6 protein-coding genes and 4 pseudogenes are annotated in these 11,388 nt (G+C 35.6%); 6 read left to right on the top strand and 4 right to left on the bottom strand.

The window, feature by feature from the left end:
- Positions 1-639: 639 nt before the first annotated feature.
- The 4 genes and pseudogenes from AFK68_RS26610 to AFK68_RS26590 form a co-directional block, all read right to left on the bottom strand.
- The gene (locus tag AFK68_RS26610; RefSeq protein ID WP_246844482.1) at positions 640-1,590 is read right to left on the bottom strand and encodes a serine protease; all 951 of its coding nucleotides are present in this window, start codon (positions 1,588-1,590) and stop codon (positions 640-642) included.
- Between the two features lie 304 nt (positions 1,591-1,894).
- Positions 1,895-2,632, bottom strand: coding sequence for a COP23 domain-containing protein (locus AFK68_RS26605; protein ID WP_094676540.1), 738 nt, complete (start codon positions 2,630-2,632; stop codon positions 1,895-1,897).
- 1,130 nt (positions 2,633-3,762) lie between these two features.
- Positions 3,763-4,106: pseudogene (locus AFK68_RS42645) on the bottom strand (transposase); the annotation flags it as partial.
- Between the two features lies 1 nt (position 4,107).
- On the bottom strand, positions 4,108-4,421 hold a 314-nt coding region (locus AFK68_RS26590), incomplete at its 3' end, for a helix-turn-helix domain-containing protein (protein ID WP_246844481.1).
- Between the two features lie 1,806 nt (positions 4,422-6,227).
- Between AFK68_RS26590 and AFK68_RS26585 the strand changes: the two are divergent.
- The 6 genes and pseudogenes from AFK68_RS26585 to AFK68_RS26560 all read left to right on the top strand — a co-directional run.
- Positions 6,228-6,423, top strand: a pseudogene (locus AFK68_RS26585) (Asp-tRNA(Asn)/Glu-tRNA(Gln) amidotransferase subunit GatA); the annotation flags it as partial.
- Between the two features lie 13 nt (positions 6,424-6,436).
- A pseudogene (locus AFK68_RS26580) lies at positions 6,437-7,011 on the top strand (amidase); the annotation flags it as partial.
- A gap of 1 nt (position 7,012) precedes the next feature.
- A pseudogene (locus AFK68_RS46585) lies at positions 7,013-7,391 on the top strand (amidase family protein); the annotation flags it as partial.
- Position 7,392: 1 nt separating this feature from the next.
- The coding region (locus AFK68_RS26570) for an amidase family protein (RefSeq protein WP_246844480.1) at positions 7,393-8,265 on the top strand (873 nt) is incomplete at its 5' end.
- Between the two features lie 822 nt (positions 8,266-9,087).
- Entirely contained in the window at positions 9,088-9,999 is a 912-nt protein-coding gene (locus tag AFK68_RS26565) for an alpha/beta hydrolase (RefSeq protein WP_094676528.1), read from the top strand.
- A gap of 915 nt (positions 10,000-10,914) precedes the next feature.
- Positions 10,915-11,388, top strand: a 474-nt coding sequence (locus AFK68_RS26560) for a tellurite resistance TerB family protein (protein WP_143438310.1), incomplete at its 3' end; no start/stop codon positions are given.

Genomic DNA, 11,388 nt, shown 5'->3' with positions numbered 1-11,388 from the left:
AGTAGTTCTGTTGCGTATAGCGCAATAGGAATTTTTACTTACTTATTTCCATCTGGAGAAAAGTTAGTAGTTCTGTTGCGTATAACGCAATAGGAATTTTTACTTACTTATTTCCATCTGAAGGAAAGTTAGTAGTTCTGTTGCGTATAGCGCAATAGGAATTTTTACTTATTTATTCCCATCTAGAGGAAAGTCAATTTTTCTGTTGCGTATAGCGCAATAGGAATTTTTACTTACTTATTTCCATCTAGAGGAAAGTCAATTTTTCTGTTGCGTATAGCGCAATAGGAATTTTTACTTACTTATTTCCATCTGGAGGAAAGTTAGTATTTCTGTTGCGTATAGCGCAATAGGAATTTTTACTTGACTCCATATACTGGTGTTTAGTAAAACTATTAATATGAGTATTATATTTAATTTTAGTAAATAGGAATTTCATACCAAAATCAATCTATATATCCATACTATTGATCTAAAACCTTTTCCTACAACCCTGACAACTCATATAGTAGTCGAAGCAAAGATTAGGAAATTTATAAATCCTGTTTGCGCAGCATGACCTAGGAAAACCCTTTAACAGCCTGCTGTTCCCTATTCCCTATTCCCTAACGGTATAACTAAAATTACCCTCACCTTCTGCTAAACTTTTGACTTACATGATGAAGTAGGCAAAATATCTCGATAAAATTTCCAATTCATTAATTCACTAAAAGCATCAAAAAGTAAATAATTGAAAACTTTACTACTAGCAGTTTTGTCAAGTTTAATAGTTGGTATAGATGCAAATTTCGGAGCTAATTTAGCTAGAGTTTCAATGGGAATAGCAAATGCTAAATGACTCATTTTTTGACGCAAAGTTACAGTTGGTTGGGAACCATCACTATATACATAAGGATCTCCCCATAAAGGATAAGCGTGCATTCCATTAATACCAATTACTTGCCCATAAATATTCAGTAAAGGACCCCCACTCATACCCTTTTTTACGACATTAGTGTAACCAATTTGATAACCCTTTTCTAAGGGGTGGTCAGACAAAATTGAAAGTCTTCCTCTAGTCAATAAAAATTCTGTATCTTGAAGTTTTTCTAAAGCAGGAAACCCGGCAGCAAAAGTTTTATCTCCTGGAGAAAGAGTAGTAGAATTTTCTAGGGATGCAACAGTGTAAGTGGAGTGAGTGCTGCGAAATTCTAATAGAGCTAAATCATTTCCTTGAAAGTCTTGGTTTTCTATTTTATTTGCTTGATACAAAAGACCATCTGGAGTCTGAATAAGATAAGATTTATAGTCAGTATCTAAAACGTGCTGATTAGTAATAACTGTATAAACTTTTCCCTCTCGTTTCAAAATAATTCCTGACCCCCAACCATTTTCCGAAATAATTTTAACGGTGATTGATTTAGCTAAACTTTTAAGCTCTTTAATGGTACAAAAATTATTACATTCGGCACAATTTTGACTTTGTATTTTAGTTACTGAACTTTCCAGTTCAGAAAAATTTTTAGGCAAAATTTCTATTGGCAAATAAAATAACCCACTACCAATATAAGCTGCTAATATTAGCGATCGCAGATTGACAAAATATAGCACTATGCAAATAGGTTAAGAGATTTATAAACGCTCAAACTCACTCTTATAGATTGTTTGTAAACGAAAGATAAAAATGAGATAGGGAACAGAGAGGAAGAAATCAACACAACTATTTCTCAGTTCAAAATCTAGGAATATATTTACCTAATATCTCTCTATCTACTAGATTTCAATTCTTTGAAGTATTACCAATTTTGGATTTTAGTAACTATTCCTTCTCTTAATACTTATTTGACAAACAGTCTCTTACTTTTGACTTTTAATTTTTAACTTTTTACTTGCGCGTAGAGCTATATTACTCCATTCACTTGCTTACTAAACTTTCTAAATAATCATTAAAGTTTAAATAGAAACGGGAGCTACTTTCATATAGAGGACCTGTAGTTGCACTAACCCGAATATCAAATAACTTTTGAATTGTTTCGCTAGCATTTTGGTAAGGTTTGAGAGTAAATAATACTCCTTGACAAGGACCACCCTTTTGACCAGAAACACAAACAACAGGTTGACGATTAACAATGCCAGTAGTAATGTAATCTAGTCTCCCATCATCGTAGAATAATTGAAATTTGTTTGATACTTGACGACAACGAGTCATAGGAGTATATCCAGCAGACAAGAAATAATTAGAAACCCAGCGAATAACTGGATAAGTACCTTGTGGTGTTTTGACAAAAGTAGTTGGAATACCATTTTTACCCTGTTCACAATAAAATGTATTAGGTCGAATTACAGGTTTAAATTCTTTAACTACAGACTGTGTTTTATCACAGGAAATTTGATTATCTTGCTCACAATTTTCTACTGTTTGCTGAGGACAACTCTCATCTTCTTTACATATAGTCTCTCCCTGTTTTTGGCATATTTCTGGTTTTACTTCACAAAGTAACTGAGGTTTTGGTCTAGCATAAGCGGGATTATTGATAGTTAAATTAATCCCGAAACATAAGGCAAATGCTAGGATAATTTTTGTGGAAATCTTGATTTTCATAATTACTAAATCTTGAGAGATTTCTATTTCAGGTTGTGTCAAACCAATCATTGATAATTATTCATTACTGATAGTTTTGACAACCTTCATCCAATTAATCAAGATTTTTACTATGATTCCGGAAAAGTATGTAGAGCATTTGTGGAGTTGATGAGATATAAAGTTTTATTGCTCTAGGGAATACAAATTAATATTAAACTGTACTTCACTATTCGTGCAAAGTTATGTAATTCTGACAATTTTTATAATAGTTAATTTGAACTGGAAAGCTTGAAAATTCTGTTCCTTTTTGAGTTTTTTATTTATATGACAGCTATTACAGCAGATTCCGTATGAGTGAGATACGCCTTTCACAGACAAGATGCCTGTGCTACAATGTTTAATATTAAATATTTAATATTTGTACTTCACATACCTTGAATTTGCTGTAAGTATTTCTTTATTGGCAATATCATGCTTGATTTTTAATCTGATCTAAATAAATAATCAAGTTTTTTAATCACTCATTAGTATAAAAATATTTTAAAAAACTCTGTCTATATATAGCGTTTCTCAGACTTATCATAAATACCTATCTTTAATTTATATTCTATTTCCTATTCCCTAAAAAAAACTAATTTTGTACCTCACTAGCTTGGGAAATACTATATATAGCAATCCTCCGCATATTCGTGGCAAAAATCTTACTGCTTTTTAGGCAACAGCGGTGCGACCCCGCGTCGGCGACAGACGCAAACGCCAGTTCCTTCAAGTCGGGAGACCCGCCCAACGGACTGGCTTGGGAACGCGCACCAAGAGAGGNCCCCGCGTCGGCGACAGACGCAAACGCCAGTTCCTTCAAGTCGGGAGACCCGCCCAACGGACTGGCTTGGGAACGCGCACCAAGAGAGGCAACAGGCAAGAGGCAACAGGTAAGAGTTTCAAGTTTTTTATCTACTTTTTGATTTGTCGCGACCTATTTAGGATTGCTATAGCTTATTTATTAAGTCAATCCTTTTTTTATTTAATGTATATTTGATACCAAATCCGGTTATTAAAAGTACCTTTTTCAAAATTCTCTCTAACCATCTCCCCATCTCCCCAAAAGGGTACTCTATAAACCGGATTTAGTATGAGGTAGCTAAATTGATCAAAATTCAATCAAAGCTGAATGCTGAGTGCTGAATGCTGAATGCTATATATCAATCATTTTTATATTTTTTTTTCCAGTCAATCCCCAACCTTTTAAGGTAATCCCAACCTCGTTGAGGCCAGACATGCTCCCGACCAGTTTTCTTAGCTATCCAACGAGCTACTTTTGGACCAGACCATGCCCCACCATCAGGAGCAGGCCCTTGTAAAGCCACCGATAGTTCCTGTTGTTGCTCAGGAGTCAATAAAGATTTGGCAGGTGGTGGTTGACGATCCTTGCTACGATTCCTGACAGAAGCTGGGCCTTCTCGGTTGTAGCGCCCAACAATTTCCTTAGCATAATCATAGTTAAGTCCAACAACTTGAGCAGCCTTTTTAATAGACCATTGTTGGGNGCAGGCCCTTGTAAAGCCACCGATAGTTCCTGTTGTTGCTCAGGAGTCAATAAAGATTTGGCAGGTGGTGGTTGACGATCCTTGCTACGATTCCTGACAGAAGCTGGGCCTTCTCGGTTGTAGCGCCCAACAATTTCCTTAGCATAATCATAGTTAAGTCCAACAACTTGAGCAGCCTTTTTAATAGACCATTGTTGGGCAATCAAGAGCAGGAGATGCCACCGACGGGATTCGATAGTGTCTGGAGCTTGTCGGTAGCGAATTTTCAGTTCTTCTATGGTCAGATATTGTTTCAAACGAGCTTTTGGTGGCATAGCTCCTACCAGGAAATCATGGGAATTTCCTAGTTTCTCAATCTATTTGTGCCATTTTCCGGATAAAATATAAATTTTTATCTAAAAAATTACCATGAGGAAAATTATTTGATTTCAACTGAAAGCTTAATATAGCAATCAGGAATGATTTTGATAGATATTTAAGAACAATGAAGTCGCTCAAAATCCTTTTATATTCTGTACGTCGCCAATCCGACAGTTCCCCTACCTGACTTCTGACTTCTGAGTCCTAATTACTACTAAAATCTCACAACTAAAATATAATTGCTATATTTATCAGCTTTTTAGCATCTTTATCCTGTATCCTCATCTGGTCTAATATCAAGCCTCATTAATTAGCCATAATAAAAATTATATAGCTGTGGATAGAAAATATTTTTTAGGTGCGGAATGCTGCCCAAATAAATTTTCCATTGTTGCCGAAAAANGCTTTTTAGCATCTTTATCCTGTATCCTCATCTGGTCTAATATCAAGCCTCATTAATTAGCCATAATAAAAATTATATAGCTGTGGATAGAAAATATTTTTTAGGTGCGGAATGCTGCCCAAATAAATTTTCCATTGTTGCCGAAAAATTAAGGTATAAAGCCTCTCCATTCATGGAGAAAAAAGCGGTCGTTTGCGGAGCATTCCGTTAGGATGGGATGCTGAGGAAACCTAGCCATATCCAATCGACCAAGAGAAGAAAAAAAAATCCTTGAGCGCCAATACTTATATGACAGAATAGGTAATAATTAATAATTAATAATTAATTGTTGAACTACTCCCTATTCCCTAATTTTTTTCTTGCAGGCATTCTCAAGAGACAGAATATAAAGCTTAATTATTAAAGATGTAATAACTTCATTAATGAATAATGGAGATTGGATAATAAAAACTCTCTCTAATTATCAATTATCAATTGATAGGAGAGACTTTAAACCTTTGGCGATTAATTAGGGTTTGCTGATTAATTATCGCGCGCATTTATAGATAAAGATAAGTGCCTTATTGGATCTGGAAAAAGTACCTGGTTTTCAGCTCTATTATGCTCAAAATGCTAACTTTTTGAGCTAACGCGAGGCAGAAAAATCACTCTTACTATTCTTCTGACTACCTCCTCTATAACTCCCCTAACNTCTGGAAAAAGTACCTGGTTTTCAGCTCTATTATGCTCAAAATGCTAACTTTTTGAGCTAACGCGAGGCAGAAAAATCACTCTTACTATTCTTCTGACTACCTCCTCTATAACTCCCCTAACTCCTAACTCTTATACCAAATTCAAAAAAAAGAGTTACAGTAAAATGATTAAAAAAGTCTGAGTAAATTTGCTGTAGATGTAGAGGGTAAAAATCAAATTATCCCTTGGAAAAAAACATATTTTTATAGTTATAAAACTATTTTTAGTCAATCATGGAACAGTTTTACCCTCAGAAAAAACGAATATTATAAATTCTTACCTCCTGACTCCTGTACGGGCAATTTCCTTCGGAATGCTACGCCAACGCGAATCGCCCCTACGACTCCTGACTCCTAAGAACAGAGCCACTGTAGCAATATTATGAAATTGGTATTAACTACTCCCTACCTCAACAAAAAGACTTTTTCAGCAAACCCTAATTATCAATTATCAATTATCCATTATCCATTATCCATTGGTAAGATTTATGGTATAATGCAGCTTGCGATAATTCCTGTATATTTCCGGGAAACCATAAAAAGCAATAATCTCCGGTTAAATCTATATTTTTAACGGTGAAAGTGTCAAAATCTAATAGTTGAATTTTAGGAATGACGGTATAGGCATGGCATCCATTAGCGAGCTACATCAACAACTAATCAGTAAAGAACGCTCTGCTGTAGAAATTACCCAAGAAGCTCTGGAACGCATCAACCAGTTGGAGCCGAAGTTGAAAAGCTTTATCTGTGTTACGGCAGAAAAGGCCATCGAACAGGCCCGTCAGGTGGATGCCAAAATTGCTACAGGAGAGGAAATTGGACNGACGGTATAGGCATGGCATCCATTAGCGAGCTACATCAACAACTAATCAGTAAAGAACGCTCTGCTGTAGAAATTACCCAAGAAGCTCTGGAACGCATCAACCAGTTGGAGCCGAAGTTGAAAAGCTTTATCTGTGTTACGGCAGAAAAGGCCATCGAACAGGCCCGTCAGGTGGATGCCAAAATTGCTACAGGAGAGGAAATTGGACAACTAGCAGGGATTCCGATCGCTGTTAAGGATAATATGTGTACCCAAGGTATCCCTACTACTTGTGGTTCTAAGATTCTAGAAAATTTTATTCCGCCTTATGAATCTACGGTGACTCAAAAACTTGTGGATGCTGGGGCAGTAATTTTAGGGAAGACTAATCTAGATGAGTTTGCGATGGGCAGTTCAACGGAAAATTCTGCCTATCAAGTCACGGCTAACCCCTGGGATGTGGAAAGAGTCCCTGGAGGATCTTCTGGAGGTTCGGCCGCAGCAGTAGCATCTGAAGAATGTGTAGTGGCATTAGGGTCAGATACAGGTGGGTCAATTCGTCAACCAGCATCTTTTTGTGGAGTGGTGGGAATGAAGCCTACTTATGGNGATGGGCAGTTCAACGGAAAATTCTGCCTATCAAGTCACGGCTAACCCCTGGGATGTGGAAAGAGTCCCTGGAGGATCTTCTGGAGGTTCGGCCGCAGCAGTAGCATCTGAAGAATGTGTAGTGGCATTAGGGTCAGATACAGGTGGGTCAATTCGTCAACCAGCATCTTTTTGTGGAGTGGTGGGAATGAAGCCTACTTATGGTTTGGTTTCTCGCTATGGGTTAGTAGCTTATGCTTCTTCTTTGGATCAAATAGGTCCTTTTAGTAGAACTGTGGAAGATTCTGCCATTTTGTTGCAGGCGATCGCTGGTTATGACCCGAAAGATTCTACCAGTCTGAATGTTTCTATCCCAGATTACACGAAAAATCTGAGACCTNGCTTATGCTTCTTCTTTGGATCAAATAGGTCCTTTTAGTAGAACTGTGGAAGATTCTGCCATTTTGTTGCAGGCGATCGCTGGTTATGACCCGAAAGATTCTACCAGTCTGAATGTTTCTATCCCAGATTACACGAAAAATCTGAGACCTAATTTAAGACCTAAAGGGCAAATTAGAATTGGTCTAATTCAAGAGACTTTTGGTGAAGGTTTAGACTCATCTGTTCTACAAGCTTTCACTAAAGCAGTGGAAAAACTTCAAGAGTTGGGAGCAGAAATTCAGGTAGTTTCTTGTCCTAGATTTCGTTACGGTTTACCTACTTATTATGTTATTGCTCCATCGGAAGCTTCGGCAAATTTAGCCCGCTATGATGGAGTCAAATATGGTTTCCGTACTCCTCAGTCGGAAAACCTCTTGAATATGTATGCCAAGACTCGCGCTGAAGGTTTTGGTTCAGAAGTTAAGCGCCGAATTATGATTGGTACTTATGCTTTATCGGCTGGATATTATGATGCTTATTATCTGAAAGCTCAAAAAGTTCGGACTTTAATTAAGGAGGATTTTGATAAAGCTTTTGCTCAAGTAGATATTTTGGCTTGCCCCACTTCTCCAACTACAGCATTTAAGGTGGGGGAAAAAACTGATGACCCTCTGAGTATGTATTTGTCTGACTTAATGACTATTCCAGTTAATTTGGCTGGTTTACCTGCTTTAAGTTTACCCTGTGGCTTCGATCAACAAGGATTACCAATTGGTATGCAATTGATTGGTAATGTTTTGAAAGAAGGTTTACTTTTTGAAGTTGCTCATGTTTATGAACAATCTAATGATTGGTATAAACGTCAACCTCGACTTGAGAAAGTTAGTTTTTAGTTTTTAGTTTTTATGGATGAGGCGTTAGGTGTTGATAAACTGTATCGGTTAAAAGACATCAGGAATGAGTATTTATTATCTACACAAGTTAAATTGCCGAAACTCTATATTATCTGAGTTCTTGCAAAAAAATTGTAGACTTTATTGAATTCTCATTCCTAAACCTCATCCACCTTGAGACTTAGAGACTGGAGAGTAAAATAATTATTAACAGAGCACGCGAAGTGACTAAAATCTAAAAGCGGTAATACTTCAAGGGATTGAAAGAAGGTAGATAGAGAAGTATTCAGTACATATATTCCTAGATTTAATAGCGACAAATATTTGCCCTTGTATTTCTTCGGACCTATTCCCAGTTAAGTGTTCCCTACCTCCTTTTTATATTTGCTGATACATTCAATCTCTTATAGTTTTCATCTGAAAATAGAAAAAACTACAATCCTTGAATTGTCAGCTTTTCTGAACATTTTCCCCAAACTAAGGTTTTCAAACTAGACAAAATTTAATTAGTGGTGTGAAACAACTAAAATTTGGCAATAGTAGGGGCGGGTTTTAGTTAACTTATTCTTGCTCAACATTTAATCAGATGAACCTACCCCACCTCAACAATACTAATGCACAAAATTAGTTTTGTCGGTCTAGTAGATTGGCGTTAAAATTTATTTTTATGTCAAATTAAGAGACAGAAAGGAGGAAAGAAAATATTTATGATAACTTGAATTTTTTTACATAAAGAAATCTAGGAAAAAACAGGGTTTAGGGGTTCGGTGTTTGTAACTCTTGACTCATTAAGCGGACACTATCTAATTATAAATTTTTCTTATGTGGCAATCTTATCTTTTTTCTGTTGTGAAGTGGCTTTTAATTGTTGGAATAGTTTCGGTTATAGCTTATGTTGCTATCTGTATATTTCTAGTTTTAGTGCAACAGCGATTCATATTTTTCCCTAGTTCAGTTATAGAAATAACACCAGAAAATATAAACCTCTCGTATCAAGATGTTTGGTTATCTGCCTTTCAGAAAAAAGGCAAGTTAGAAAGAATACATGGGTGGTGGATACCTGCTAATTCTTACAGGTCAGATTTTCCAAATGTGGTGTTATATTTTCATGGCAATGGTGTCAATATAGGGGCAAATGTTGAACAAGCTTATAAATTTCATAAATTAGGTTTTGATGTCTTGTTAATAGACTACCGAGGTTATGGACGTAGTACAGGGAATTTTCCTAGTGAAGCACAGATTTATCAAGATATAGAAATTGTCTGGAATTATTTAGTTAATCAACGCCAGATTAATCCACAAAATATATTGGTTTACGGTCATTCTTTAGGGGGAGCTATTGCTATTGAGTTGGCTACAAGACACCCACAAATGGCAGGATTAATCATTCAAAGTTCTTTTACTTCTATGCAAAGTATGGTTAATTATGAGGGTGGAATTTATAAATTTTTTCCCATAAAACTACTACTACATCAAAAATTTGACTCTATTTCCAAACTAAGGAAATTAGATATACCAATTTGCTTAGTTCATGGAAAAGAAGATATGTCAGTTCCTGCTTATATGAGTGAACAATTATTTGCAGTTAGTCCTGCTGAAATTAAAGATTTATATATAGTTCCTGGTGCAGATCACAATAATGTTGCAGGGATTGCTGGTGATGAGTATTTACATAGAATTAATAAGTTTGTTAATCAATTAAAAAATCATACCCTCTATAGCAATCCTTTTTAAGTTATAATATTTTCCTGGCAGCTAGTAGTCAGGAGTCAGGAGTCAGAATTTTCAAGCTTTTTAGCTCAGATTAAATATTAGTAAAGTTGTTACTCAACTATTTAAGTATAAACCATCTCCATTCATGGAGAAAAAAATCCTTTTAGCGAATCCTTTTCTTTATAATAAGAAGTAATTATTAATTATTAATTATTGAAGGTTTTCATTGAGGTAATTATTAATTATTAATTATCCATAAAATATGTAAGCATTCAGCTATTAGCTAACCTCTTTCTACGGTAGCTCTCGCTTTTTTCTGACGGAAAGCTTTACGCCAGCAAAACGAAGTTGTGCGCCAGCTAAACAGCTATCAGCTATTAATCTCAAATCTGACTTTGGAGCATNATAAAATATGTAAGCATTCAGCTATTAGCTAACCTCTTTCTACGGTAGCTCTCGCTTTTTTCTGACGGAAAGCTTTACGCCAGCAAAACGAAGTTGTGCGCCAGCTAAACAGCTATCAGCTATTAATCTCAAATCTGACTTTGGAGCATAAAATAAATATTAGCAAAAACTCCTGTTTTAGTAGGTTTTGAAGATCAATCCATACGAGGCATGAATTGTACCAATACTACTGAATTTGATATTATTTATTAAATTTATCCTCTAAAGCTAATAGCTGAAAGCTGACGGCTGTTTGCGCAGCATTCCGCAGGAAATGCTTACTAAAATATTTAGTTTTTTATGCACAATTTCAGTACAAATTCCATATTCTTAATATTAACTTTATAAATGTGCTATAAATCTACTATGGACAAAAGGTAGTGTTGACAAACAAATAATCTTGTGATAGAAACGATAAGCTGTATAAAGCTGTTATTCAAGATAAAATAGTAAACAAATCAACAAGCAATAAATTAGGAGACAATGCCTAAAATGAGTCTATTAAATAAGGTATTTGAAGTTTATAATGCACATCGAGTTGCATTCTCACAACCTGAAGCAATAGCTGCTATTGCAGTATCTGCCATTGCTTCAGATGGTTATCTTTTAGAACAAGAAACAGAACGAGTTATAGTGCTTTTGTCTCAAATGGAAATTTTTAAAGGCTATTCAGAAAAACAGATTACAAATATGCTCAATAGGATGTTAAATACACTTAGCGAAAAAGGAATTAATAATTTAGTAGCTATAGCCAATGATTCACTACATCCAGAGTATAAAGAAACAGCTTTTATGTTAGCTACTGACATAATTTTAGTAGATGGGGTTTTATCTGGAAAAGAACAAGTGTTTTTAACTCGTTTGTGTCAGGTCTTGGAAGTCTCTACAGAAACAGCTTCAAAAATTTTTCGAGCAAAATCAGAAATCCATCAGGTTACTAAAAAGAAGTCTAAAAAGTATAGAATT

It is taken from the genome of Hydrocoleum sp. CS-953 (genome assembly GCF_002260545.1).
Taxonomy (GTDB): Bacteria; Cyanobacteriota; Cyanobacteriia; order Cyanobacteriales; family Microcoleaceae; genus Trichodesmium.
The sequence above is the reverse complement of the archived record's forward strand: the minus strand, read 5'-3'. Positions and strand labels throughout refer to the sequence as shown.